We start from the raw sequence: 24,407 nt of genomic DNA, 5'->3' as shown, positions 1-24,407 counted from the left end.
CGCTGACGACCGATGGTGAAGGGAAACATCGTTCGAGGATTGCAAGCGTCGTTCGTGACGAACATCCTCCACGTCGTCGCCAACGGGCTCTTGATTCTCGCGTTGACGCGAGTCTTTCTCGATACCGGCGAGTATGGCACGCTCTTCTTCGTCCTCTCGGTGTTCGGCGTGGCGTTGCTGTTCGCCGACCTCGGGACCGGTAAGTCCGGCGCACGCTACCTCTCCGAGTACAGCGAACGAGACCCGACACAGATACCGCACATCCTCAAAACGGTCCTGACGTATCGCCTCGTCAGCATCGCCGTGGTCGGCGGCGTGTTCGTCCTGTTCGCCGACGAGCTGGCTCGATTGCTCGGACAGCCAGAGACCGCCCCGTTGCTCCTCCTCGGCGCCGCATACGTCGCTTTCCGGTCACTCCACTCGTTCACGACGGTGACGTTGCAGGGGTTCAACCGCGTCGACTGGAGTTCGGCCGTCAGCGCGGCCGCGAGTGTGGGGCAATTCGTCTTCGTCGTCGGCTTCGTCGCACTCGGATTCGAGACCACCGGGGCCGTCTTCGGCTACGTCGCGGCCTACGGCGTCGCAGCGCTGTTCGGACTCGTATTCGTGTACGTGAAGTTCTATCGCCGGTACGACCGCGCCGCGACCGTCGAGTCCGGTCTCCGGCGGCGCATTCTCGAATACAGCGTCCCGCTGACGGCGACGAAGGGTGCGAACGTCCTCGACAAGCGAGTCGACACCATCCTCCTCGGTGTGCTGGTGAATCCCGTCGCCGTCGGCTACTACACGCTCGGCAAGCAGATATCCGACTTCGTGATGGCACCAGCAGCGTCCATCGGTTTCACCATCGCACCCAACTACGGACAACTGAAAGAACGCGGTGAAATCACCCACGCCGCACGCATCTACGAGACTACGTTCGAGTACGTGCTGTTGTTGTACATCCCGGCCGCCGTCGGGCTGGTCATCGTGGCGGAACCGACGATAAGGTTCGTCTTCGGGACGGACTTCCTCGGTGCGATTCCGGTCGTCCAGCTGTTCAGCGGGTTCATCCTCCTGCAAGCCATCGACAAGATAACTAACGACAGTCTGGACTACCTCGGTCGGTCGCGCACCCGCGCCTACTCAAAGGGATTCGCGGCCGTCTCGAATTTCTTCCTCAATCTGCTCCTCATCCCCATGTTCCAGGCGGCGGGTGCCGCGGCTGCGACCGTCGCCACGTACGGGCTGATGGTCGCCGTGAATATGTTCATCATCCACCAAGAGCTCTCGTTTGATGTCTTTCGGCTCGGTCGGACCGCAGCCGGTGTTACGGCTATCAGTGCGGTGATGGCCGGTACGCTACTGTTCGCGCTCCCGTACGTGACCGGGGCCGTGACGCTCGTCGCCGCCGTCTTGTTGGGTGTCGCAGTGTGGGCACTGCTTTCGGTGCTGACCGGACTACTCGACCTCGCCCAAGTCCGGGCACTCGTACCGTGACGTCGCAGTCGCTCAGATCGAGTTACGGGACGGACTACAGGTCCGTCTGCGGCGTGCTGACTGTCGAGTCGACGAGGACGATCGGTTCGCCACCGACCTCGATGTGTGACCGCCGCACGACCGCGTCGTTCACGTGGTGGAAGCGAATCCCGTCCTGATTCCGGCCGGGCTGTCGAATCGTGACATCGTCGAAGAGGCAGCCGTCGTGGTTTATCACCGTGACGCCGGAGCCGCCCGACGCGTCGCCGTCTATCTGCACCCCGACGAAGCGGCTCCTGTCTCGCGTGGGACGCCCAGCGGTGGCGGCGGCCGACTGGTCCGGGTCCTTTCCGTGGATGGCCGCGGCATCGGTCCCGTCGACGACGATGTCCGAATCACGCACCGTCGTGCTGTCTTTGAGGACCATCCCGCCGTCGCTCACCGGCACGTCTTTGAGGTATACCTCGCATTCGTCAATGACGGTTCGGGGGCCGTGCGCCCAGACGCCGCGCATGTTCGTCGGCGTCCGCGTCGGCGAGACGCACCGGACGGTGACGCTCTTGACAAGAGCGTCGCGGCCGACTCGGACGTTCGAGATATCGTTGTTCTCGTACGTCCCACCGATGACTCGCACCGGACCGGTCGATTTCGACGCGTAGAGCCCGTTGTTCGGGAACCGGGCGATGTAGCAGTCGCGAAACGTGAGTTCGCCACGGTTGTGCGAAGAGACAAAACAGCCGGGGTCGAACACCTCATCGGTGCCGCCGTCCGGCAGTAGAAGTCGCTCGACGCGTCCCGTCCCACCCGCCTCCATGACTTCGAATCGGACACGCTTGCCAGTCCCGACGACGTGGACGTTCGTGACCCGCAACCCGTCTTCGACGAACGCGAATATGGGCGACGGCTCCGTCTCAGAGTCACGAAAGTCGAAATTGAGTCCGTCGATGCGCAAGTCACTGGACCCGCCGAACCCACCCAGCGACAGCAGGGGTTTGTCTGTGTAGCCGTCTGGTGGGACAATAATCGCCCCGTTTCCGTGGATACCCAAGTTAGAAAACGAGTCGACCGCCCACATCCGGTCGAACAGATATCGACCCTTCGGCAGGTGGAGCAACGTGTCGTCGCCTGCGTGTTCTTCGAGGAGCGAGACGACGGACGACACACCACTGGTGTTCGCACCGACCCGGCCGAGGTCGACGACCGACCCATACTGGTCGTCCAGTTCGGCGAGTGACGATGCAGGCGCGACTGGCGGGAGTGGCGAGGCAGGAGCGACCGGCGATGGGTGAGATATATTCGCCTCGTCGACCGACCCACAGCCCGCCAGCGACGCGAGGACCGCCGTCGAACCGACGTGCCGAAGCAGTCGCCGCCGCGTTGCACCGTCGGTGTCCGTTGGTCCGTCCTCGTTCATACAGACTCGCTAGGGAGTCTAGAATCATTGTTATCGGTATCTTGCTCGCAGTTCGCTTACCGTACCACCGCCGAGAACGCCGAATAGATATTCGATAGGCATCATTTTGACCGACGAGTCGGCTACACCATCCGGTGGCGACGCCGCGACGACGGCCACCGGACCACGTAGGCCGCTTATAACAATGGCCTCAACGGGGGTACCGAACTGGTACGACACCGCTCTCCCGAGCGGTGGGTGACCCAAACTCATGGAATCAACAACTGAGACGCGACGTGCCTTTCTCCTCGGCTTCGACGGGGTCCCGTGGTACCTCCTCGAACGATGGATAAATGAAGACGAACTCCCCAACTTCGCCAAACTCTACGACGAAGGGGCAGCCGGGCCACTCCAGAGTACGACACCCGACGTCACTGCCCTCGCGTGGCCGTCCATCTCGACGGGTGTATGGCCGGACAAACACGGTGTGTACGCCTTCCAGCGCCTCTCCGACGAGTACACACATCGAGTGAACACACGGCGAGACATCGAACAGCCAGAGCTCTGGGACATGGTCTCACCGTCAGTGGTCGGCAACGTCCCGATGACGTACCCCGCCGACGACATCGACGGGACGATGGTAACAGGGATGATGACGCCGAATTTGAACGAGCGGTTCACGCATCCGCCGTCGCTCCGCGAGGAGATACTGGAGCAGTTGCCCGACTACCAAATCGGACTGACATGGAGCGAGTACGCGGACAGGCAGGACGAGTTCCTCGACGACATCTCGTCGTTGCTGGCGGGTCGCCGGCGACTCATGCACATGCTGATGGAACAGGAGTGGCGGCTCTTCTACTTCGTGTTCACGGCCCCAGACCGAATTCAACACTTGCTGTGGAACGACGAGATACTCCTCGACCACTACAAGCAACTAGACGACATCCTCGGGGACGTGCTGTCTGCGGTCGAAGACGCGAACTCGAACCTGTTCGTCGTCTCAGACCATGGATTCGGACCGGTGTCGAAGGTCGTCTCAGTGAACCGGGTTCTCGAAGAAGAGGGCTACCTAACTAGGCAGACCGACAACGCGACCCGTGGCGTCCTCACGGACCTCGGTATCACGAAAGACTCGGTCCTTTCACGGCTGAAAACTGTCGGTATCGACCAGGAGACGCTGGTCAATCGGCTCCCGGAGCAGGTAGTGTCCCGCGTCGCGGAACGAGTGCCAGGGGACCACGTCCTCTTCGACGTGGACTTCCCGCAGACAGTCGCCTTCGTTCACGGTAGCGGCTGTTGTTACATCAACACCACAGACCGTTTCGCCGAGGGAATCGTCGAACCGGCAGACGTGCCCGAACTCACCGAGGAACTCGCAGCCGTGTTCCGGAACGTCACCGACCCAGAGACTGGCGAACGAGCACTGCGGGTCTACGAGGGTGACGAGTTGTTCGAAACGGACGACCGAGCACCTGACCTCATCGTCCGTGGCCAAAACGGCTACGAGAAGTCGGTGAGCCTCACCGACGAAGTGTTCAACGGTTCGGGAGCCACAAAGGCCTCGCACCGACCCGAGGGCGTCTTCCTCGCGTGGGGGCCGGACGTGCGACAGACCAGCGTCTCTGCGGACTCTACCGTCGTCGACGTGGCACCGACCGTCCTGCACAGCATGAACGAATCCATCCCGTCGAACGTAGACGGCTCCGTCCTCGACATCTTCCGTCCCGATAGCGACCCAGCCCGCCGCGACGTCGAGTTCCGTGAGTACGGAGAGAAAAAGACCGACGACGACGCACACGAAGACTTCGACGAGGTCGAAGAACGGCTCCGCGGACTCGGCTACATGGACTGAAACAGAGAAAGAGAAACGCTAGCGGCGACCGTTCACCGAATTGGCTGTTTTTCCACGTCTTGCTCGACAGCAGCGTCACGAATCGTTTGCATGATTTCGAGCGTCCACTTGCCCTCTTCGAGGGGGACCGGTGGTTCTGAGCCGTGTCGGACCGCACGAACCATCTGGTCGATCTGCATGGAGTGTGGCGAGGACTTCTTCTGCGTGTCCCAGTCGTCGTTCATCTGCCGGTCGACCATGAGCCGCCCGTTCTGTAACAGGCCCTTCACCAAGTCGGCAGAGACGTCGAGATTCTTGCGCGCCTTGGTGAGGTTCGAGCTCGTGTAGTCACGGTCGATACGGACGACGGACTGCGTCGTCTGGTCAACGAGCAGCGACCCACTCTCTCCGTGGATGTGCATGAGCCGTTGGGGCTGGCCGTTCGAGCACATCTTGACGCTGCACAGCGCGCCGTTTTCGGCCACGTACTGCACGTTCGCGTTGTCGTACGCGAAGTCCTGCTCGTAGTCACCGACGAGACTCGTCACCGCGTTGATGTCGTCGGTACTCCGGGGGTAGCCGCCGATGCCGAGCGTCATGTAGATGGGGTGTGGGAGCCCCTCCTCGAACTCACCGCCTGGGAGGTCGAAAACCCACTCGCCCCGGTGTGCCTCGTCCGGACGCGTCAATCCCATGTACAGGAGGTCCACACTCCGAATCTCTCCCAGTTTCCCCGACCGGATCATCTGTCTCGCTTCGCGCATGGCGGGCGAGAAGAGGTGCTGATGGACGACACTCGCCGCAACACCGTACGTTTCGGCGTGTGTCATCAGCTCTTCGACCTCTTCGACCGTCGTCGTCACCGGCTTCTCGATGAGAACTGCGGTTCCGACCTCGATAGCACTCTTCGCCAGTGGCAGGTGCGACTGGACCGACGTACAGATGTGGAGTAAGTCGAGATTCTGGGCGAGCAGGTCGTCGATGTCGTACACTGCTTTGATGTCGTGCTCTCTGGCCGCAGTCCGAGCGCGGTCCTTGTCGAGGTCACAGATGCCGACGAGCTCTGTCTGTGGGTGGTTGGCGAGTGCACTCAGGTGCGTGTTCGAAATTGTTCCCGCACCGACGACGCCGGCACGGATTGGCTGCGCTGCCATAGATGTTCGTGACGCAACTACGTGGTATTGTAATGCGCCGGTAAATCGTTGGTAGCAACCGAATAACCCAGCCGCCGGCACGCGCCGTATCGCGACCTGACCGAGGCTGTGACCGATGAACGAGCCTATGGAAGAGAGTTATCGTCAGAAGCGTCGTCGTCAACGCTCGCACTCGCCAGCAGGTTCGACCCGTCAGCTCAAGTCGTACCACGAAATCTCGACTACGTGAGAACCGGAACGAAGCGAACGGTTGCCTGCCCAAGCCAACAGGCCCTCACTCACTCTCGCCAGTCGAGTCGACCCAGAAGAACACCTCAACGTCGGCGTTCGCTCTGGTCGGCGATGACGGCGCTTCACTCTCGTAGAGGAGGTACGTCACGCGTAATTGCTCGTCCGTGAGCGACGTGGAGAGCTCGTGCGGTTCGCGCCATACGTCACCGCCGTCGACCGATTGGCTGAATCGATGAACCTCCGACCGTTCGACGACGGTACCGTCATCGGCCACGCGTTGAATCTGCACGACGACGGTGTAATCCGTCGATTTCGCACCGTCGTTTTCCACGGAGAGGACGACTGGGACGGACGCTCCCGGTTCGAGGCTCGATGGGTAGTCCGCAGCGACGAGTTCTCCCTGGTCGTTCTCGGTCAGGACAGCGAGTTCAGCGAACTCGGCCTGTTTCGGCGTGTCGAGGATGACCGCCCCGGTCACGCCGATTGCGGAGACGACGGCGATAGCGAGCACGACATTCACTAGCGTCGAGATAGGGGTGCTCAAATCGAAGGTGTTCGATAGCGACGTACTCAGGCCACGGAACGACCAGTCGTAGCGCTCACTCTCCGGGACGTTCTTGTGCCGCAGTACTGCAAGTGGTGCACAGATAGCCACGATGATCGTTCCACCGGCGAGTGCGGTCACCGCTGTCAGTCCCCAAGACGTCGACAGGGTAACCAGTGCGATGAGTGGTAAGAGCGCCAGGCTCACCCCGTACGACAGTACCACGCGTTCGACGCTATCGATGCTGTCGTCAGTACTCGATGGGAACTGGAACCCGCCCGCTCGACGAATCGCTGTTCGAGGGAACAATACCCTGAGTACGAAGTACCCGGGGAGGAACAGGAGGATCGGAATTGAGACCACCGAGGCAGTCCACACGCTCAACGGGAACGTCCAGACGAGAAAGTCGATACCGAACGCGATCAGGACACCGAACACTATATCGTTCGGAATTATGGCACGGACTGAAATTTTTGACATTTTATGTCTCATAGGGTATAGGGACGCGGTCGTTCGATGACGACGAAAGCTGCATCGTTCGTCACGACTGTCCTCCTCTGTCGTACTTTGTAATGGAGTAGCTACGTCGAATTCAGCCGTTAGAGCAGTTCAGGAGTAGATTTTCTATGTTATTCTTGGGCCAGAGGATTCTGTGTCTCTCACCGTAGCCCCTCTATAACGAAGGGTTACATACGCGAACGCTAGCGCAGTACCCGGTCGTAAATATATGAAAAAAGAATTTCAAAATTTTGGCCTCGCCATCGGCTACCTCTGCTTACTCGGTGCGGCGGTCGTCGCACACCAGTCGCCGGCCACCCAGTACGAAATCTCGATATACACGAGTACACCGATTTCGGTCTGGGTCCTCCTCGGGGCCGCGTACTTCGTCGCGATCGTCGTTTCGGTCACGGCGGAACGCTGGCAGCGGACCCTCGCGCTCGGCCTCGGCACCGCCGCGACGACGCTCTTCGTCGCGCTCCCGCTGGTCCGTGACTATCGGTACGTCGGTGGCGGGGACGCACTGACTCACCTCGGTTGGGGGAAAGCAATCGCTGAGGGAACGCTCTCACCGTTCGAACTTCTCTATCCGTCGATTCACGCGGCCAGCATCGAGTTCAGCCGAGTGACAGGCGGCAGTTTGGAGCGGAGCTTCCTCCTCGTCGTGGTCTTCTTCTCGCTCGCCTACCTCATCTCGGTTCCACTAATCGTTCGACGGATAACCGACAATTCGTGGGGCACCGTCTTCGGGGCCGTCTCGGCGTGGCTCTTGCTCCCGATCAACAACATCTCGGCACACATGATGCCGTTTCCGACGATACAGGCCATCTTCCTCGTTCCCTTCGCACTGTTCGCACTGCTGTTGGCCCTCGACGGCATCGGGAACGAGAGGGCACTGCCCGGAGGCATCTCACCTGGAAGCCTCCTCCTGGTGCTGTTCGGGACGACCATCCTCTTCACCCATCCGCAACAGCTCGTAAACGTCGTCGTGGTCCTCGTCGCCGCCTCGTTCGTCCAGTTCGTCGCTCGCTGGTTCGACATCGACCACGCGATTGCCCACCAACACAACGTGCTTTCATCGGCAATCGTCTTGACGCTCCTCTTGGCGGTCTGGGGTCCGATTCACCCGCGTGTCAGGTCGAGCGTCATCGGAGCGGGTAACAGTATCAATGGTATCTTCGGTGGCGGCGGCAGCGGGTCAGGGTCGGCTTCGACGGTGGCCCAACGCGGTGGTTCGCTCGAAACACTCGGTGCAGGCCTGCTCGAAATCGCTATGAAGCTCTTCAGTGTGAGTATCGTCTACGTCCTCCTCTGTGTGGTCGCCATCCTCTCGGTTTGGCTCTATCGCTCGACCGACCAGAGGGCCGAGAGTGTCACTGCACACTTTTCCATCGCCGCCATCCCCCTCGTCGTTCTCTTCGGCGTGTACTTCCTCGCGACGCCGTCGATGGCGTTCCGCCAGCTCGCGTTCGGGATGGTCATCGCGACGATACTCGGTGCCATCGAATTGAGTCGTCTGGCAGACGGCTTCGAGCACCGGTTCACGCGCGCGAAGCTGGTTCCAGTCGTGACGGTCGTCATGGCCGTGTTCCTCGTGCTGTCGGCAGTGACGCTGTTCCCCTCGCCGTTCATCCTCAAGTCGACGAGCCACGTGACCGACCAGCAGTTCGCCGGCTACGAGGCCACGAGTACCTATCGCGCTGACGACTATGCGATGTACGGGATTCGTGCGGGCCCCGAACGCCTCGAGCATGGCGTCAACGGGCTATCGGACCCGGTCGAACTGGACCCGGCGTTCGAGTCGGCGGGTGTACCGGAGGGTGCGTTCAGGAACGGGACGCTCCCGTCGTCGGTTCCACACACCGGCTACTTCATCGTGACCGAATCGAGCTACGCGCAAGAGGTCGTACTGTACGACGGTTTCAGGTATCCGAAAGAGGGCTTCGAGCGACTCTCGAACGACCCGTCCGTCGACATGGTACTCTCGAACGGGGACGTCCGACTGTACCGTATCGAGAGCCCGAACGGCACCGTGAATCACGACGGCGCGACCGACGTGACCACGACGAACAACATCCGAACCGTCGACGACATAACCGAGACCGACCACACCACTGACCAGGTGCTGTCCGACCCGCCAGCCACGCGTCTCGGTGGTCTGTGGTCCGCTGTGGCGACTTTCCACTTCGGCACCGCGTTCGAAGTAGTCGCGCCATAACAAAGCGCCGAGGAGCGGGAGACCAGTGTGACGACATGGGTACTGTGACGATTTCGATCGACGCCGAACTCGGCTGGGGATTTCACTTCCTCGAAGACCGACCACCGACACGTATCGAGAACGCCCGCTCCGGCTGGATGCAGCTAATCGACCTGCTCTCGACCTTCGACGTGCCAGCGACGTGGGCCGTCGTTGGACACCTCTACATAGACGGCTGTGACGGCAACCACGGTGACCACCCACTTGGGGAGTCGTGGTTCGAAATCGAGCGAGACGAGTGGGCGGCTCGCCCCAACCTTCGCTTCGGCCGCGACCTTGTGACTGCGGTCCGTGAGTCTGGCGTTGGTCACGAACTCGGCTGTCACACGTTCTCCCACGTCGTGATGGGCGAAGACTACGTGACGCACGACGTGGCGATAGCAGAACTCGAGCGGAGCGTCGACGCCGCCACCGCGGCCGGCTTCGAGCGCCCCCGGTCGTTCGTCTACCCGTGGAACAGTGTGGCCCACCGCGACACCCTCGCGGCGACCGGATTCACCTGCTACCGTGGGCAGTCACCACGGACGCTATCACCGCTTCAGAAGGTGCGGTCCGGGACCATCGGTACCCTGACGCCACCACTCGTTCGCCCGGAAGTGGACGAATTCGGCCTCGTGAACGTCCCCGCGTCGCAGTTCCTGTTCGAGTTCGAGTGGCCCGCGCGTGGACTGGTCGAACCCCGCCTCGGCGACCCGGTCGTGGCGCGGGCGAAAGCCGGTATCGACGCGGCCGCGACCGCAGAAGACGACGCTGTCTTTCACATGTGGCTCCACCCCAACAACATCACGTCGTACCGTGATGTCACGCGGCTTCGCGCCATTCTCGCGTACCTCGACGACAGACGCGAGTCGGTATCGATTCAGACGATGGGAGACGTCGCCGAGCGCGTCCGCTCACGCACTTCGGCAGCAACGCGAGCGAATCCGACATCATGAAACTCAACACGTTACCGACACTGCTGCGACGGCGTATCGAAGTCACCGAGACGAAAACACGACTCTGGGCTGATTCAGACCCTACCGCCTTCGACACGGACCGGGCGTTCGAGCAGTTGTCCCCGGGCGCGTCGGTTCTGGTCCTCTGCAACGGGAACATTTTCCGGAGCCCGATGGCAGAGCGGTATCTCGAACGGCACGTCGAAAACTACGGACTCGACCTCACCGTCGAGTCAGCTGGCTTCATCCCAAGACCCGGGCGGCCGTCACCCGACCTGGCGGTCGAAGTCGCGTCCGAGTTCGGCATCGACCTGTCGGACCATCGGTCGAGGAGGATTTCTGATAAGATGGTTGCCGCGAACGACGTGATTCTGCTCATGGACGCACGGAACTACGATTCACTCCGGCGCGAGTTCCCTGACGCAACCGAGAAGACGTACTTCCTGAAACCGTTCGGACCGGACGGTGGGTACGAGATTTCGGACCCAGTAAACACAGGCTTCGAAGAGTGCCGCCGTGTCTACGGCGAAGTCGAACGCGCCATCGACGCGCTGGTCACGAGACTCGACGAGGCACACACAGCCCGAGACGAGCGCGTAACGTCTCTATAACAATACCCTGCGGGGGTGTGGCCATCTCCAATGAGCAGCATGCAGGCTGACGACTCCGGAGCCGTCGTCGTCCCCGCGATTGCATCCGGCAGCAGCGTCACCAGCATCCGGTCGCTCGGTCGACACGGCGTACGAACCATCGCCGCCGTCGAAGGGCCCGGGAACCCGGTCGCACAGTCGCGGTACTGTGACGAGACGTACGTCGTCCCGTCGCCGGGGGAAGACCTCTCGCGGTACACAGACTCCTTGCTGAACATCGCCCAGCGCGACGACGTGGTGACAATCGTCCCGCTCCGGGAACCAGACATCTACGTCCTGTCGAAACACCGTGCGGCGTTTGCAGAACACATCGCGACACCGTGGCCCGACTACGAGACCATCCAGCTGGTGCAGGACAAGTACCAACTCGTGGACGAGGCGAGCGGCATCGGCGTACCAGTCCCGGAGACGGACCTGCTCTGCGACCGCGAAGACTGGGACGACACCACAGTCGTAAAATCTCGCTACTCTATCCTCGAACAAGCCGACGGAACGACGTTCTATCCCGGCGTCGAATTCGTGTCCGGCGGTGCGCCTGATACGGACCAACTCGTCCGCGAGATGCGACACGAACCGATCGCACAGGAGTACGTCCCGGGTGACCGCGAATGTGGCTTCTTCGCGCTGTTCGACCACGGCGAGGCAGTCGCCATCTTCGCCCACGAACGGATTCGGAGCTACAACTACGCGGGCGGCGCGAGCGTCTACCGGAAGGCAGTCTCAGTGCCCGAGTTGCAGTACCACGGGATTCGCCTGCTCGAACACCTCGACTGGCACGGACCGGCGATGGTCGAGTTCAAACGCGACGAACGCGACGGATCGTACCGGCTCATGGAGATAAATCCCCGATTCTGGGGGTCGCTCGCACTCGCCGTCGCCGCCGGTGTCGACTTCCCAAGCCTCTACTACGAGGTCGCAACCGGGGGCGTCACCGACCCGTTTCCCACGTACGAAACCGGGACCAGCTGTCACCTCTTCCGTGGCGAGATGAGCTACCTCTACAGCCTGCTCGTTGACGACTACGACCACGTCGAGCGCCCGGCCCTCGGAAGCGAACTCGCCACCGTGTTGGCCTCGTTCGTTCGCCAGCCGAACTTCGACTACCTCTCGCGAGACGACCCGAAACCACCACTAAAAGACGTCCTCAACGCCGCGACCGGGCTGTTCCGCTGAACCTGAACGAATTCTTCGCTCCAGTCGAGTTCACATCTTGCCGGACGCCGTCGACAGCAGGCGATACGCCGACTTCGCGAGCGTCATCTCCGGACCCGCCGACTCCACGGTGTAGTACGGGACGAGTTCACCGCCGAACTTCGCCTTGTAGCCACAGAGTCGCTCCGTGTTCGCGCCCATGAGGTCGTACTTCGTGACCGAGTCGAGTTCGGGGTCGGTCATCACGTCCTCGATGATGGCCTGGTGGATGAGGGTGTTGACGCTGACGTTCTCGTAGGACGCGACGGCCCCACCGGACCAGAAGTAGGCCATGTCGTTCGAGAAGAGCGCGATGATACCGCTCAGGTACTCGCCGTCCGGTGCCCGTGCCACGTACACCCGGCAGCGGTCGTCGTCGAGCGTCTCGACGAGGTCGCGGACGTAGTCGTGCGACATCGGAACCGACTCGTCCTGTTCCTCGTAGCGCTCGATGACGTGGCCGTACACCTCCATCGCCCCAGTGACGTCCTCACGCTCGACGGTCAGGTCGAGTTCGTCGCGCTTTCGCATCTCGCGGCGGAGGCTCTTGCTGAACGACCGGAGCACGTCGTCGACGCTCGGTTTGTCGAGGTCGACGACGTAGGTGAAGTGCGTCGATACCTGATGGTCGTTCCAGCCGAACGGCCGCGGGTCGTCGTACGAGACGGGACAAATCATGCGACAGAGCGTCGTCCGGTCGTGGAGGTCCAACGCGTCGATGACGCCCTCGGTGAATCGTCGATTGACCCGCTCGTGTTTTCGTTTCTTCGGACTGTTCGGGTCGAGTATCGGGCCGAGCCGCGGGACGCCGAGGTCCGGCAGCGGTGAGAACACAGCGCGACCGACGCGACGCTCCGAGACGAACACCGGGAGCAATGCCACCGCCTGGTCTCCCTTGTAGCCGCCGAAGAGACGCAACTCGGCGTCGGTGTGGTCGGCGAGTACTGAGAGCGCGTCGGGGTCGTGGAACACCTCGACGCCCGACGACGGCAGTTTTTCTCGCCACTCTGTCAGACTGATTTGTTCGATATCCATGAGGGGTTTCGTGTACTTGTGAGCCTGCTGGACTCTTTGTTAGTCAACTCATACGCTCTGTTTCGAGGCCGGGAACTCCACGTCCGGTTCGAGGTAGGTGGTGTAGAACTCCCCCGGTGAGCCGACCCACGCGCCCATATCGAGTGCCTGCTCGACGAGGTCTCGATACACTCTCCGGTAGCCGGGAAACTCGCGGTCGTTGAAGTAGCGCGGGTGCCACAGCACCGTCATCACGGCGTCGTTGGCCGCCGCCTCGGTGAGCAACTCTCGACACACTCGACGAGCGTCGGCGAACCGCGTTCCCGGGTCGGGGAGCGTCTGCTCCATCAGTGTCAACGGGAAGACGACGAAGTCGTCACCGAACGGTCGCTGGACGCCGTAGCCGTCGGCGAATCCGTATTCCGTACTCGACCCGAGGCTAGTGTCGTAGTACAGATCGAGGTTAGCGTAGTGGTACCAGGTCTCCGGCACCGAGAGACGGAGATAGTGCTGGCGACCACCGAGGATCGAGTGGCCGAGTGTGTCTTCGATCCGTGACTTCTCGTACGTGAGGCGTGCCGGGTCGTCCGCGGTCGTGTAGGAACCGTGGAGCCCGACCTCCCAACCCCCGTCGTCGAGGACGCGAGAGATCGCCGCCATGGCTGGTGAATCGACGTCGTATCGCCCGAACTGCTGGATGACGGTCGCCGGGTCGACGAGGTCCGACAACGAGAGTTCCGTGGGCCGGCGTTCGTGCAGCATGTACCACGCGGACCGAACGCCGAGGTCGTCTTCCAGTTGCATGATGTCCTCGAACTGCCAGTACGGGTTCGAGCTGGGCCGAAGGTCTCGCAAGTGGTCCAATTGCCTGTCCTGATACGCGTAGTAGCAGGCGTGAAATGGCGTCTTGTACGGCCGGTCGACGTCGTGAGTGAGACAGAGCGCGAACTCGTAGTCGGTATCGACGAGCGGCGAGGGGTCAGACGACATCGGTGAGTGCCTCGGCGATACGCTCGGACGCGGTTCCGTCACCGTACAACTCCGGCTTCGTCTCGGTGTCGAACGATTGCCGAAGGGCGACACCGATGTCGGCTTCACCCGCGCCAGTGAGCACGTTCCAGCCACACTCGACCGTCTCGACCCACTCGGTCTTCTCGCGCATCGTCACGCAGGGCGTGTCGAGGTAGAACGCTTCTTTCTGCACGCCGCCGGAGTCCGTCGCGACGCGCTCGGCACCGAGCAGCAGTCGCAGGAAGTCGAGATACCCGACCGGGTCGATGAGGTCGAGTTCCGTCGTCGCCTGCTCGTAGAGTCCGTGACGTTGCAGCGCTTCGATAGTTCGTGGATGGGCGGGGAAGACGACTGGAAGCGGCGCATCGCCGAGTGCCGTGACGATGGCCGCGAGTCGGTCCGGGTCGTCGGTATTCACCGCGCGGTGGACCGTCGCCAGCACGTACTCGCCGTCGTCGTGGGGCACGTCGTCGAGGATAGTCGAGTGGTCGCGAGCGCGCTCACGCACGGCGATGACCGCGTCGTACATCACGTCGCCGACGACAACTGCGCGGTCGTCGAGCCCTTCAGCTTCGAGGTTTTCGACCGCAGAAGCCATCGGCGTGAATAGGAGGTCAGACGCGTGATCGACCTGTACCCGGTTCACCTCCTCCGGCATCGTCCGGTCGTAGCTTCTGAGTCCAGCTTCGACGTGCGCCAGCTTCGGGTCGCGCTTTGCCGCGACCATCGCGCCCGCGAGTGTCGAGTTGGTGTCGCCGTAGACGAGCACCACGTCGGGGTCGTACCGGTCGAGGAGGTCGTCGAGGCCATCCATCATCGCTGCGGTCTGTCGCGCGTGCGACCCCGAACCGACACCGAGATACTCGTCTGGTTCCGGGATGTCGAGTTCGTCGAAAAACACGTCACTCATCTCCGCGTCGTAGTGCTGGCCCGTGTGGACGAGCACCTCCTCGTGTCGCTTCCGGAGTGCCCGCGAGACAGGAAACGCCTTCACAAACTGTGGTCTCGCGCCGACGATAGAGAGAATCTTCATGCGCGACTAATCGAGTACTCACTGTCGTCGGTCGGTTCCTGTTGCCGCCACTCGTCGATAGTACTGGTCACGACAGAAAGAATCGTGGCGAACGTCTTTGTTATACAGCGGGTATGTCTCGTCAGAGAGAACGTTCGAAGGAGACCGTGATACCGCCAACCTTCGGTACGACGACGATGAGAGCAGCCGACCGGCTAGTCGACGACTACCCGTGCTGTCCGTCGGCGAGCATTCGGAGAATGTCGACGGTTCGACCATCGACCGTGGCTGCACGCCCGCTCGTGACTGGTAGGTCAGTCGGTCCCTCTTCCCTGTCTCGACTCGGTTAGCGGGAAGTACCGGTACTCCCACTTTCTTCGTTCGTACAGTTCGTCGATGCCTTCCTCGGTTATCTGGTAGTAGTTCGTTCGGCGGTCTATCTGTCCTTTCCGCACGAGCTGCTTGTCGACGAGGGTGTCGAGGTTTGGGTACAGCCGCCCGTGATTGATCTCTTCGTGGTAGTATTCTTCGAGTTCTTCTTTCAGTTCCTGCCCAGACGGTCGACCCATGCCGTGAATTACGTACAGGAGGTCCCGCTGGAAACCACTCAGGTCGTACATTGAATCTTTGACAGCCTATTCGCAGGGAATGATATTTGTTAGCAGTATCATACGGGGCGGCAAATGAGAGCCCGACAGAGACGCGAAGAGAAACCGACATTCGCCCGTTTGGACGAAGCGACGTGTACGTTCAGGAGTGAAAAACGAGCGGAGCACCGTTCATATCTGCCGTCGACGCGAAAAACGCGGCCTCGGTGGACCGTCAGCCAGTCAGCGCCCTCTCACCGATATATCGAAGTAACGCCCTCATACTGGGCTCGAAAGTGCCCCAGACGGGACAATCACTCGTCAGTCGAGGTCGAGGTCGGCGAGTCCGACCGTCCAGTTGTCCGGGTCTGTCAACACGTGGTCGTCGAGGTGCCACGATTCACACCCGTCTGCACCAGGGAGCGGGCGGACGGCGTGTGTCATCGGTGAGGCCATCCGAGAGAGTGGGAACGTCTTGTCCGACCAGAAGCCACACTGGCGGAGAACTTCGGGGTACCAGTTGGATGGTGCCACGACGAGATCGTCGTCCTTGGAGTCGGCGACCGCCGCAGACAAGAGCGCTTTGAACACGTCCGGCAGCGGGTCGGTCGTCGGACACATAGGTTGGGCGTCAAGCACGAACGTGGCGTCGAGTTCGGCTGTCCGCTCACGCCCCGTGACCAGCGTCCCGACCGGCTGTCCGTCTCGACGCGCGACGTAGGTGTTCGTCTCCCAGCGCGGATTGTCGAAGCGCCAGCGGAGATACCCCCGGTCCCGGGCGAGGTGGAAGCGTTCGGGAACAGCACTAGTGTACACCTCCTCGATGATGTCGACCGGAACGTCGTCGTATCGCTCGACCGAAATCGATTTCGAGACGGTGTCGACTCGGTCGAGGACGCGCAACGCGGTGCTGACCAACAGGTCACCGGCCATGGCCGCACCGGATGCGGCCGGTGACTGGTCGGTCCACTGTCTCGCACTGAGTCGGCGGGCATTCTGCACCCGGTAACTTCGTTGTATCGTACTGACAGTCCTCCAGCCGAATTTCTGCAGTCCGGGGAGTAACTGGTCGTTCGGAAAGTTGAACAACAACTCGGCGTCGGGGCCGAATCGGTCGAGCAGTCGCTCTGTCATCCGGGTGAACAGGCCGCGTCGCCGGTGGTCGGGGTGGACGATCCAGTCCACCGGCTGGTACGCGTCGACCGTCGTCTCCCTGATACGCAGTCGAAACGGTAACAGTGGCTCTGCAGCGACTAGCTCGCCGTCGCACTCGACGACGACCATCTGCACGCCGTCCCGGTAGGGATTGCGCTCGAATCGCCACTCAAACCAGTCAGTGTCCTTCGTGGTCCCCCAAACATCTGCATACAGTGAGAGAAACTGGTCTCTATCGGAAGGCCGGTACGGGCGAACTGTGTACGATTCCTCGGCTGGCTTCTGGATCGAACGGGCCTGCATATAATTATCGTGTGACCGCACACTCTCTTCGACCATATGGTCGAATGGACAGTTTCTAGTTGTATTAGTATTGGTACGCTACCAACACATACACCCAAACCATATAATTCGGTTATCGGAAAGTACAGCAAATAGCCGGTGCCTCACTCCCAGTCCCGGGCACTCACCCAGAGAAACGGCCCCCTACCGACTAGGGTAATCGCCGTCGCCGGAGTCGCCGTGCCGCATTCGATCAGATAATCGTCCGATACCTGTCTCGGCCTATTATCTAACGGCCGTCCGAGATAGCTGATCAGCTCGCCAGTCGAACGGCGAAGTTACTCGAAGAGGTCGACTTCTGGAAGCGATGCCACATCATGATTGATACCACGATAGGTCGCGTCGTCTATCGTGTCGTTGAATAATGACACAGAGTCGTACTCTCGGACGGACAGCACACGACCATCCTCAACGAGAAACACGATCTCTCGTGTGCCATCGTCGTGTGTGTATTCGTCGCCTTTTGTCGGTTCGAACGTATCTTCACCTACCATATAAAAACGTACGACTGCGAGCGATATACCGTTTGCTCCTACACAGAGTTCTATGATAAAAGACCAGTCTCAGATGTCGGTTACGCGCGGGTAATCGTCGGCGACGGCCGCGGCGTCCTCGTGAAGCAGTGCGACCACGAGGTAGTCCGCGTAGGACTCGAAGTACTCGACGAGCGTCGCGATTCGAGCCGAATCGACGGCTTCGAGCGAATCGAGCAGGACGACGGGCACCTCCTCGTACACCTCGTGGGCGAGGTAGCCGGCGAGCGCGAACGTCAGTCCCGTCACCTCGCGCTCTGACTCGCTCAGGTGCGCGATGGCGTCCTCGTACGACGCACCCGACGCGTCGCTCCGGACGACGTGGAGGTCGAACGTACTTCGTGCCCCGTCAGAGTCACGAGTAGTCGGGTCGCGCTTTCGCTCTATCCAGATTCGGTCGACGTTCTCGTAGTCGAGTAGCGCGAGCAGCTCGTCCATGTGGTCGTTGAACGACTCGACCACGTCGGCTTCGAGCCGGTCGATGCGAGTTCGCTGCGTTTCGAGGTCGTTCGCGACCTGTTCGCGGCGCTCGTGCAGGGCCGGCTTGCGCTCGATGTCCGTCTCGAGTGCCTCGATGTCGGCGACGAGGTCGGCGCGCTGTTCGGCCAGTCTGCCGAGTTCGAACTCCAGGTCGTTCGCGCGCTCGTGCAGTTCGACGACCGCCTGTTCGTCCGACTCGCGACGGTCGGCGACGCGCTCGTCTAAGTCACGTACCCGGTCTTCGAGGTCGCCACGTCGTGTGTCGAGGTCGGTGATTCGCCCACGCCGGTCGGCCAGTTCCGCCTCGATGGTCTCTATCCCCTCGCGGAGCGACTCCCGTCGCTCGCGCTGTCGTTCTCGCTCTCGCTTCTCGGCCTGTACGTCGTCGAGGTCGGACGAGACGGTCGCGCGCTCGGCACGAGCGTCCTGATACGCGGACTGGAGTCGGTCGACCATCCCCTCGAAGTCGTCGCGTTCGACCGACGAGCCACAGGTCCAACACACCGCCTCCTGCTGGCCGAGCAGGCCGTCCGTGACCGTCTCGTCGTCGTCCGCGAGGCGGTCGAACAGGTCGGCGTGCGTGCCGTCGAGCATCTCGCGGTTGAACTGGAGCAGGTTCTGGAGCGTGCTGGTGACCGAGTCGAGTCGTCGCTTTCGCTCGCGGAGCGTTTCCAGTTCGGTCTCCAGCGTGTCGAGGTCGGACGCGGGTGTCTCGGGCAACTCGCCCAGTTCGGCCCGCAACTCCTCGCGCTCGGCTTCGAGCGAGGCGACGCTCTCGCGTTCGGTCTCCAGTCCGAAGCGCACGTCCGCCAGTTCGGAGCGCGCCTCGTTCAACGCGGCCAGCAACTCGTCGGTCGTCTCGTCGTCGGGTTCGGCCGCCGTCGCGTCCAGTTCCTCGTGAACCCTGTCGAGTTCGGCTTCGGTCTCTGCGATTTCGGCGTCGAGGTCGTTTCGTCGCTGTTCCAGTTCGGGCAGTCGCTCTTCGACCTGTGCGAGTTCGTCGAGTTGGCGGTCGAGTTCCTCCTTGGTGGCTTCGAGCGTGCGAATCTCGGCTTCGATTTCTTCGGTATCGACCGGCCGCATGACGAGTTCCCAGAGGTCGTCGTCACGCTCGACGGCCCGCCGGGCCGGGTTATCCTCCAGCAGGAAGGCGAATAAGTCAGCCACCTCGGGGTCGTCGAGGAGTGGGTCGCCACCGAAGCGAATCCCGTCGTGCCCACGCTCAAGCGTGCGCGTGTACGTCTCGGTCGGAGTGACGAGTTCGACGCGACCCGACTCGGCGTCGCCCTTGAGCGAGACGCGGTCGCTGCCGAGGCCGGCCATCACTGCTTGTAAGAACGAGGTCCGATTCGTGGCGTTCCGCCCGGCGAGGACGGTGACGCCGGGGTCGAGCGTGATGGTCGTCTCGTCGATGCCGCCGACGTTCTCGGCGCTGATGCGGACGGTCCCGTCACGAAGCCGCTGCGACATGCGAACACCTCGGGTCGTCTACGCTAAAAGTCTTCTTTCGGTTCATGAAACGGTCACGTTACAGTCACAGCCGCCTGCGTCGAGCAGTTCGACGACTGGATACGACCGGCCACAGTCCGCACAGGTGACCGACACCGACACCAGCACGTCGAACTCCGCGAGGTCGAGTTCCTCGCCGGCGAGCGACTCGACCGTCGACATGGTGACCGCTTCGGTCCGCTGCTGGAGCGCGGAGAGGGTGTCCCTCGCACGGTCCCTTGGGTCACCGGCCGGGCCGGTGTCTTTCGTCACCTCGAGACACTCACGCAGGTGTGTGTGGACCGACTGGTGCGAGACGAAGGCGTCGCACACCTGGTTCACGTCCACGCCGACACGCGTGAGGCGGTTCTCTACCTGTACGCGTTCGCCACTCGACACGTCGTCGGCGGTCAGCGCGTCGTACGTCGACGCGACCTCGTGCCCGAGCGGGTCTTCGCCGGCCTGACGCATCGCTGCGCTGAGCACGCACTCGTCGAAGTAGCGCGCGAGTTGCCGTAACGAGTAGTCGTCGCGCTCTCTGACCCAGCGCTCGGCGAGCGCCTCGTGGACGCCAGCGAGGTCGAACGCTGCTGCGACACGTCCGACTTTGCAGTCACAGACACGACCCTCTGCCATTTTTTCTATGTTGTGCGACATGCGCGCAAATTCGTTACGATGTATTCGGTCCCTCCGCGAGATAGGTCTCGCGTTCGCTCATCTCTTCCTCCGAGAGGTGACACGCGATGCGGTGGCCGGTATCCGAGACGGCCGCCAGTTCGGGGTCGTCGGTCTCACAGATCTCGCCGATTTTCTTCGGACAGCGCGTCCGGAACGCACACCCAGACGGCGGGTCGATTGGACTCGGGACGCTCCCCTCCAGCAGGATGCGGTCCGTCACGTCGGTCGGGTCCGCGTTCGGCACCGCCGACAGCAACGCCTCCGTGTACGGGTGGAACGGCGGCGAGAACACCTCTTCGATGGTCCCGAACTCGGCGATTTCGCCGAGGTACATCACCGCGAGACGGTCACAGATGTGCTTGACCACACCGATGTTGTGCGAGATGAACAGGTACGAGAGACCGAACTCCTCTTGCACCTCGTCGAGCAGGTTCAGAATCTGCGCCTGTACGGACACGTCCAGCGCCGACACCGGCTCGTCGCAGACGATGAGTTTCGGCTCGACGGCGAGTGCGTGCGCGATGGCGACACGCTGCTGTTGCCCACCGGAGAACTCGTGTGGGAACTTGTCCGCGGCCGCGGCCGAGAGGCCGACGCGCTCGAGCAACTCGCCGACGCGTTCGCGCTTTTCCTCACCGGTCGCCACGTCGTGTTTCTCCATCGCGCGGCCGATGATGCGACCCACGGTCTTTCGTGGGTTGAGCGAACTCTGTGGGTCCTGGAAGATCATCTGGAACTCGGCGCGCAGGCTGCGAACCTCGCTCGACCCGAGTTCGTGTAGTGGGTGGCCATCGAAGTACACCTCACCGTCGGTGGATTCGAGCAACTGGACGAGCGTGCGTGCGACCGTGGACTTCCCACAGCCGGATTCACCGACCAACCCGACCGTCTCACCGGGGTAAATCTCGAAGTCGACCCCGTCGACGGCTTTGACCTTCTTGCGCTGAACCGTCGGCAAGCCACCGTCGGTCGACAGCGTCAGGCCATCGAGGAAACTGTCTCCGGCGTCGAAGTGCTTCTTCAGGTTGGTCACGTCGAGCAGCGGTTCGCCCGAGCGGTCGACCGTTTTTCGGCCGGTCGCCGACCCGTCGGGCGTCGCGCCCTCGGACAGGTCGAGGTCGTCCGCGTGGATGCAGGCCGCCGCCGAGTTCGTCCCCGCGACCGGTTCGAGGGCGGGGTCGCCATCTTCGCGACAGTCGCTCGTCGCGTGCGGACACCGCGGCGCGAAGTTACAGCCCCCTGGCAGTTCCGTCAGGTCGGGCATCGACCCAGCCAACGTCGGTAGCTCGTCGTAGGCCTGGTCCGTCTGCGGGATGGAGTCGATGAGCCCTCTCGTGTAGGGGTGCGTCGGGCGTTCGAACAGGTCGTCCATGTCCGCCTTCTCGACGAGGTTGCCCGCGTACATCACGCCGACCGTGTCACACGTCTGGGCGACGACGCCGAGGTTGTGCGTAATCATCAGGATGGCGACCCCTTTCTCCTCCTGTAGCTCGTTCAGTAGGTCGAGAATCTTCGCCTGCGTCGTCACGTCGAGCGCCGTCGTCGGCTCGTCCGCGATGATGACGTCCGGCTGGCACGAGAGCGCGATGGCGACCAGCACGCGCTGGCGCATCCCGCCCGAGAACTCGTGTGGGTAGTCCGAAAACCGCTTCTCGGCGTCCGGAATGCCGGTCTCGCGCATCGACTCGACGGCGATCTCTTTCGCCTCTTTGTCGCCCACGTCCTGATGGCGCTGAATCGTCTCGACGATTTGGCTCCCGACCGTGAGGACGGGGTTCAAGGAAGTCATCGGGTCCTGTGGGACCAGCGCGATCTCCTTGCCCCGAATCTCCTGCATCTGCTTTTTCGTCCGGTCGAGCAGGTCCTCACCGTCGTACATGACGCTCCCGCCCGTGATGCGACCGGGCTTGTCGATGAGTTGGAGCAGCGAGCGCGCCGTGACCGACTTCCCGGCCCCGGACTCACCGACTAGTCCCATCGTCTCGCCCGCGTGCAGCGTGAACGAGACGTCGTTACTCGCGACGACCGGGTCCGCGCCGGTCTTGAACTCCGTGCGGAGGTTCTCGACCTCCAGTACTGGCTCACTCATGTTATCGCTCCTCCGTGTCGACTTTCGGGTCCAGCACGTCGCGCAGGCCGTCGCCCAGCATGTTGAAGCCGAAGACGGTCACCGCGATTGCCAGTCCCGGGAACAGTACCATCCATGGGTCGGTCTGCATGAAGCCGCGTCCGTTGTCTATCATCAGGCCCCACGACGGCGTCGGCGGCTGTGCGCCGAGGCCGAGGAACGACAGCGACGCCTCCGCGAGCATCGCGAAGGCGACGTTGATGGAGCCCTGGACGAGCAGCGGTGCCATACAGTTGGGCAACACCTCGCTGAACACGATTCGCGTGTCGGACTCGCCGCGCGCGACGGCCGCCTCGACGTACTCCTCGTTACGTTCGGACAGTGCCGCAGACCGCCCGACACGGGCGATGTACGGTGTGTAGACGAACGCCAGCGCGAGGATGACGTTGTTCAACTGGGGGCCGATGACGACCATGATGGCCAGCCCCAACAAGATGGGCGGGAACGACATGGCCGCGTCCATGACCCGCATCAGTACCTCGTCGATTAGCCCGCCGTAGTAGCCTGCTAAAATGCCTATCGTCGTCCCGACGATGAGCGCGCCGGTGACGGCACCGAAGCCGACGTACAGCGAGATGGCGCTCCCTTTGATGACGCGCAGGAAGATGTCACGGCCCTTGTCGTCGGTCCCGAACGGGTGTTCGAGCGACGGCGCCTCGGAGCGGTCCTCGATGCTCGTCTTGGAGATGTCCGACTGCGAGATGAACGCCGTCGCCCCGAGGGCGGTGACGACGAGCGCGAGGACGATGACCAATCCGACCATCGCCTTCGTGTTGCCGCGGAACTGGCCCCAGAACCGGCGCAGCCGGTCTATCTGGGCCTGTGACGGACCGTAGCCGTCGTTGCTGGTCTCCGTCTCGGTCGACATCAGTTCTCACCTCCGTAGCGGATGCGCGGGTCGAAGTAGGCGTACAACACGTCGGCCGCGAGGTTCGAGAGCATGTAGATGAGCGCGATGACGATGATACAGCCCTGCAACAGCGGGATGTCCCGCGCCTGCACGGCGGTCAGGGTGAGTCGCCCGATGCCGGGCCAGACGAACACCTTCTCCAGCACGACCACGCCGCCGAAGGCGTAGGCGAACTGGAACGCGATGACCGTGATGACTGGGATGACCGCGTTTCTGAACGCGTGGCGCAACACGACGACGCGCTCTGACATCCCCTTCGCGCGAGCGAGTTTGACGTACTCCTCGGAGAGGACTTCGAGCATCGACGAACGCGTCATCCGCATGATGTACGCCGTCAGTGCGAAGCCCATCGAGGTCGCTGGCAGGACGAGGTACTTCAGTGTCGTCCCCCAGCCCTCTGCCGCGGGTGGGGCGAACCCACCCGTCGGGAAGATGTCGAACCAGACGGCGAAGACGAGGATGAACAGCAGCCCCCACAGGAAGATGGGGATGGAGACGCCGACGAAGCCGAACGTCGACGCTGCGAAGTCGGGCCACTCGTTCTGGCGGTACGCCGCGATGACGCCCAAGGGTAGCGAGAGGACGACGGCGACTAGCGTCGCCGCAACCGCGAGCAGCATCGAGCGCGGCAGCCGTTCGACGACGAGCGCACTGACCGGTTCGCCGAAGCGCAGCGACTGCCCCATGTCACCGGTGACGAGACCGGTCAGCCAGTCGAAGTACTGGGCGTACAAGGGTTTGTTCAACCCCAGCTGTTGCTGGAGGGCCTGTATCTTCTCCTCACTCGCGTTCGGACCCAGAATTATCAGGGCCACGTCGCCCGGGAGGATGTTCGTGACGGCGAAGGTGATGACCGTGACTAACAGTAAAGTCACGAACATAAACCCTGTCCGTCGCACGAGATAGCTTGCCAGTGACATTGATGTG

At 62.2% G+C, this 24,407-nt stretch carries 20 protein-coding genes; 6 read left to right on the top strand and 14 right to left on the bottom strand.

The annotated features are described in order from the left end of the window. The first annotated feature begins 12 nt into the window (after positions 1 to 12). Complete coding sequence (locus ACSC1P_RS20050; protein ID WP_435361987.1) at positions 13 to 1,479, top strand: oligosaccharide flippase family protein; 1,467 nt, start codon at positions 13 to 15, stop codon at positions 1,477 to 1,479. 34 nt (positions 1,480 to 1,513) lie between these two features. On the opposite strand, the gene ACSC1P_RS20045 is transcribed toward ACSC1P_RS20050, so the two are convergent. Then, complete coding sequence (locus tag ACSC1P_RS20045) at positions 1,514 to 2,872, bottom strand: hypothetical protein (protein WP_435361986.1); 1,359 nt, start codon at positions 2,870 to 2,872, stop codon at positions 1,514 to 1,516. A 250-nt stretch (positions 2,873 to 3,122) separates the two neighbouring features. Between ACSC1P_RS20045 and ACSC1P_RS20040 the strand changes: the two genes are divergently transcribed. Continuing rightward, positions 3,123 to 4,703: an alkaline phosphatase family protein gene (locus ACSC1P_RS20040; protein WP_435361985.1), complete on the top strand. Its 1,581-nt coding sequence runs from the start codon at positions 3,123 to 3,125 to the stop codon at positions 4,701 to 4,703. A gap of 32 nt (positions 4,704 to 4,735) precedes the next feature. Here ACSC1P_RS20040 and ACSC1P_RS20035 read toward each other — a convergent pair whose 3' ends face one another. Both ACSC1P_RS20035 and ACSC1P_RS20030 read right to left on the bottom strand, forming a co-directional pair. Next, the gene (locus ACSC1P_RS20035) at positions 4,736 to 5,836 is read right to left on the bottom strand and encodes a Gfo/Idh/MocA family protein (protein ID WP_435361984.1); all 1,101 of its coding nucleotides are present in this window, start codon (positions 5,834 to 5,836) and stop codon (positions 4,736 to 4,738) included. A gap of 274 nt (positions 5,837 to 6,110) precedes the next feature. Further along, positions 6,111 to 7,049, bottom strand: coding sequence for a DUF1616 domain-containing protein (locus tag ACSC1P_RS20030; RefSeq protein ID WP_435361983.1), 939 nt, complete (start codon positions 7,047 to 7,049; stop codon positions 6,111 to 6,113). Between the two features lie 289 nt (positions 7,050 to 7,338). Between ACSC1P_RS20030 and ACSC1P_RS20025 the strand changes: the two genes are divergently transcribed. Genes ACSC1P_RS20025 through ACSC1P_RS20010 form a run of 4 tightly spaced genes read left to right on the top strand, consistent with a single transcriptional unit; the run spans position 7,339 to position 12,124 of the window. Continuing rightward, entirely contained in the window at positions 7,339 to 9,327 is a 1,989-nt protein-coding gene (locus ACSC1P_RS20025; protein WP_435361982.1) for a hypothetical protein, read from the top strand. A 35-nt stretch (positions 9,328 to 9,362) separates the two neighbouring features. After that, positions 9,363 to 10,301, top strand: a complete 939-nt coding sequence (locus ACSC1P_RS20020) for a polysaccharide deacetylase family protein (RefSeq protein WP_435361981.1) — start codon at positions 9,363 to 9,365, stop codon at positions 10,299 to 10,301. Beyond that, positions 10,298 to 10,912, top strand: a complete 615-nt coding sequence (locus tag ACSC1P_RS20015) for an arsenate reductase/protein-tyrosine-phosphatase family protein (RefSeq protein ID WP_435361980.1) — start codon at positions 10,298 to 10,300, stop codon at positions 10,910 to 10,912. The genes ACSC1P_RS20020 and ACSC1P_RS20015 overlap by 4 nt, the downstream gene beginning before the upstream one ends. A 30-nt stretch (positions 10,913 to 10,942) precedes the next feature. Beyond that, positions 10,943 to 12,124: a carboxylate--amine ligase gene (locus tag ACSC1P_RS20010; protein ID WP_435361979.1), complete on the top strand. Its 1,182-nt coding sequence runs from the start codon at positions 10,943 to 10,945 to the stop codon at positions 12,122 to 12,124. A gap of 30 nt (positions 12,125 to 12,154) precedes the next feature. Here the strand turns inward: ACSC1P_RS20010 and ACSC1P_RS20005 are convergent, their stop codons facing one another. The 11 genes from ACSC1P_RS20005 to ACSC1P_RS19955 all read right to left on the bottom strand — a co-directional run bounded on the left by ACSC1P_RS20005 (position 12,155) and on the right by ACSC1P_RS19955 (position 24,400). Continuing rightward, positions 12,155 to 13,177 carry a GNAT family N-acetyltransferase gene (locus ACSC1P_RS20005; protein ID WP_435361978.1) on the bottom strand — a complete coding sequence of 341 codons (1,023 nt, stop codon included), beginning with the start codon at positions 13,175 to 13,177 and terminating at the stop codon, positions 12,155 to 12,157. Positions 13,178 to 13,225: 48 nt separating this feature from the next. Continuing rightward, the gene (locus ACSC1P_RS20000) at positions 13,226 to 14,146 is read right to left on the bottom strand and encodes a polysaccharide deacetylase family protein (RefSeq protein ID WP_435361977.1); all 921 of its coding nucleotides are present in this window, start codon (positions 14,144 to 14,146) and stop codon (positions 13,226 to 13,228) included. Next, entirely contained in the window at positions 14,136 to 15,200 is a 1,065-nt protein-coding gene (wecB, locus tag ACSC1P_RS19995) for a non-hydrolyzing UDP-N-acetylglucosamine 2-epimerase (protein ID WP_435361976.1), read from the bottom strand. Before wecB ends, ACSC1P_RS20000 begins: the two co-directional genes overlap by 11 nt. 293 nt (positions 15,201 to 15,493) lie before the next feature. Beyond that, the gene (locus tag ACSC1P_RS19990) at positions 15,494 to 15,799 is read right to left on the bottom strand and encodes a PadR family transcriptional regulator (protein WP_435361975.1); all 306 of its coding nucleotides are present in this window, start codon (positions 15,797 to 15,799) and stop codon (positions 15,494 to 15,496) included. 288 nt (positions 15,800 to 16,087) lie between these two features. Next, positions 16,088 to 17,224, bottom strand: a complete 1,137-nt coding sequence (locus tag ACSC1P_RS19985; RefSeq protein WP_435361974.1) for a GNAT family N-acetyltransferase — start codon at positions 17,222 to 17,224, stop codon at positions 16,088 to 16,090. 317 nt (positions 17,225 to 17,541) lie between these two features. Continuing rightward, positions 17,542 to 17,757 carry a hypothetical protein gene (locus ACSC1P_RS19980; protein WP_435361973.1) on the bottom strand — a complete coding sequence of 72 codons (216 nt, stop codon included), beginning with the start codon at positions 17,755 to 17,757 and terminating at the stop codon, positions 17,542 to 17,544. Between the two features lie 69 nt (positions 17,758 to 17,826). Further along, positions 17,827 to 19,746 carry an archaea-specific SMC-related protein gene (locus ACSC1P_RS19975; protein WP_435361972.1) on the bottom strand — a complete coding sequence of 640 codons (1,920 nt, stop codon included), beginning with the start codon at positions 19,744 to 19,746 and terminating at the stop codon, positions 17,827 to 17,829. A 42-nt stretch (positions 19,747 to 19,788) separates the two neighbouring features. Beyond that, positions 19,789 to 20,400 (bottom strand): rod-determining factor RdfA, encoded by a 612-nt coding sequence (rdfA, locus tag ACSC1P_RS19970; RefSeq protein WP_435361971.1) that lies wholly within the window; start codon positions 20,398 to 20,400, stop codon positions 19,789 to 19,791. A gap of 34 nt (positions 20,401 to 20,434) precedes the next feature. Then, complete coding sequence (locus ACSC1P_RS19965) at positions 20,435 to 22,531, bottom strand: dipeptide ABC transporter ATP-binding protein (protein WP_435361970.1); 2,097 nt, start codon at positions 22,529 to 22,531, stop codon at positions 20,435 to 20,437. 1 nt (position 22,532) lies between these two features. Beyond that, positions 22,533 to 23,438 carry an ABC transporter permease gene (locus tag ACSC1P_RS19960; protein ID WP_435361969.1) on the bottom strand — a complete coding sequence of 302 codons (906 nt, stop codon included), beginning with the start codon at positions 23,436 to 23,438 and terminating at the stop codon, positions 22,533 to 22,535. Continuing rightward, positions 23,438 to 24,400, bottom strand: coding sequence for an ABC transporter permease (locus ACSC1P_RS19955; protein ID WP_435361968.1), 963 nt, complete (start codon positions 24,398 to 24,400; stop codon positions 23,438 to 23,440). Before ACSC1P_RS19955 ends, ACSC1P_RS19960 begins: the two co-directional genes overlap by 1 nt. Between the last annotated feature and the right edge of the window lie 7 nt (positions 24,401 to 24,407).

It is taken from the genome of Haloarchaeobius caseinilyticus, assembly GCF_051207395.1.
Classification (GTDB): domain Archaea; phylum Halobacteriota; class Halobacteria; order Halobacteriales; family Natrialbaceae; genus Haloarchaeobius.
The sequence above is the reverse complement of the archived record's forward strand: the minus strand, read 5'-3'. Positions and strand labels throughout refer to the sequence as shown.

Bases quoted from the DNA above. Each gene is read 5' to 3' on its own strand.
- ACSC1P_RS19960 (WP_435361969.1), bottom strand. From the start codon at position 23,438: ATGTCGACCGAGACGGAGACCAGCAACGACGGCTACGGTCCGTCACAG.
- ACSC1P_RS20020 (WP_435361981.1), top strand. From the start codon at position 9,363: ATGGGTACTGTGACGATTTCGATCGACGCCGAACTCGGCTGGGGATTT.
- ACSC1P_RS20045 (WP_435361986.1), bottom strand. From the start codon at position 2,872: ATGAACGAGGACGGACCAACGGACACCGACGGTGCAACGCGGCGGCGA.
- ACSC1P_RS19985 (WP_435361974.1), bottom strand. From the start codon at position 17,224: ATGCAGGCCCGTTCGATCCAGAAGCCAGCCGAGGAATCGTACACAGTT.
- ACSC1P_RS20035 (WP_435361984.1), bottom strand. From the start codon at position 5,836: ATGGCAGCGCAGCCAATCCGTGCCGGCGTCGTCGGTGCGGGAACAATT.
- ACSC1P_RS20000 (WP_435361977.1), bottom strand. From the start codon at position 14,146: ATGTCGTCTGACCCCTCGCCGCTCGTCGATACCGACTACGAGTTCGCG.
- ACSC1P_RS20040 (WP_435361985.1), top strand. From the start codon at position 3,123: ATGGAATCAACAACTGAGACGCGACGTGCCTTTCTCCTCGGCTTCGAC.
- ACSC1P_RS20025 (WP_435361982.1), top strand. From the start codon at position 7,339: ATGAAAAAAGAATTTCAAAATTTTGGCCTCGCCATCGGCTACCTCTGC.
- ACSC1P_RS20005 (WP_435361978.1), bottom strand. From the start codon at position 13,177: ATGGATATCGAACAAATCAGTCTGACAGAGTGGCGAGAAAAACTGCCG.
- ACSC1P_RS20010 (WP_435361979.1), top strand. From the start codon at position 10,943: ATGAGCAGCATGCAGGCTGACGACTCCGGAGCCGTCGTCGTCCCCGCG.
- ACSC1P_RS19990 (WP_435361975.1), bottom strand. From the start codon at position 15,799: ATGTACGACCTGAGTGGTTTCCAGCGGGACCTCCTGTACGTAATTCAC.
- wecB (WP_435361976.1), bottom strand. From the start codon at position 15,200: ATGAAGATTCTCTCTATCGTCGGCGCGAGACCACAGTTTGTGAAGGCG.
- ACSC1P_RS19965 (WP_435361970.1), bottom strand. From the start codon at position 22,531: ATGAGTGAGCCAGTACTGGAGGTCGAGAACCTCCGCACGGAGTTCAAG.
- ACSC1P_RS19980 (WP_435361973.1), bottom strand. From the start codon at position 17,757: ATGGTAGGTGAAGATACGTTCGAACCGACAAAAGGCGACGAATACACA.
- rdfA (WP_435361971.1), bottom strand. From the start codon at position 20,400: ATGGCAGAGGGTCGTGTCTGTGACTGCAAAGTCGGACGTGTCGCAGCA.
- ACSC1P_RS19955 (WP_435361968.1), bottom strand. From the start codon at position 24,400: ATGTCACTGGCAAGCTATCTCGTGCGACGGACAGGGTTTATGTTCGTG.
- ACSC1P_RS20015 (WP_435361980.1), top strand. From the start codon at position 10,298: ATGAAACTCAACACGTTACCGACACTGCTGCGACGGCGTATCGAAGTC.
- ACSC1P_RS20050 (WP_435361987.1), top strand. From the start codon at position 13: ATGGTGAAGGGAAACATCGTTCGAGGATTGCAAGCGTCGTTCGTGACG.
- ACSC1P_RS19975 (WP_435361972.1), bottom strand. From the start codon at position 19,746: ATGTCGCAGCGGCTTCGTGACGGGACCGTCCGCATCAGCGCCGAGAAC.